This is a genomic window from Variovorax sp. 10L426, assembly GCF_056395305.1.
Genome location: NZ_JBFTJF010000098.1, coordinates 1 through 434, shown reverse-complemented (window position 1 = coordinate 434; position 434 = coordinate 1). Strand labels below are relative to the sequence as shown.

Sequence of the window (434 nt, the reverse complement as noted above, 5' to 3'; positions counted from 1 at the left end):
CATCGAAACCGACGGCGTGATCTCGCCCGAGGAAGCGATTCGTCAGTCGGCCCGCATCCTGGTTGACCAGCTGTCGGTGTTCGCCGCGCTGGAAGGTACCGAGTCGGCCGCCGAGGCCGCCTCGAGCCGCACGCCGCAGATCGATCCGATCCTGCTGCGTCCGGTGGACGACCTCGAGCTGACGGTGCGTTCGGCCAACTGCCTGAAGGCCGAAAACATCTACTACATCGGCGATCTGATCCAGCGTACCGAGAACGAACTGCTCAAGACCCCGAACCTGGGTCGCAAGTCGCTGAACGAGATCAAGGAAGTCCTCGCCTCCCGTGGCCTGACGCTCGGCATGAAGCTCGAGAACTGGCCGCCCGCAGGTCTGGAGAAGTAATTGGCGGCGCGGGATTCCGGCAACGGGGTCCCGCCTGTCATCGCGCCAAGGG

At 64.5% G+C, this 434-nt stretch carries 1 protein-coding gene; it reads left to right on the top strand.

The genetic code is table 11. From position 1 onward, the window contains the following. Positions 1 to 382 (top strand): DNA-directed RNA polymerase subunit alpha C-terminal domain-containing protein (locus AC1DHL_RS29935; RefSeq protein ID WP_478164358.1); only part of this gene is annotated, 382 nt, incomplete at its 5' end. Between the last annotated feature and the right edge of the window lie 52 nt (positions 383 to 434).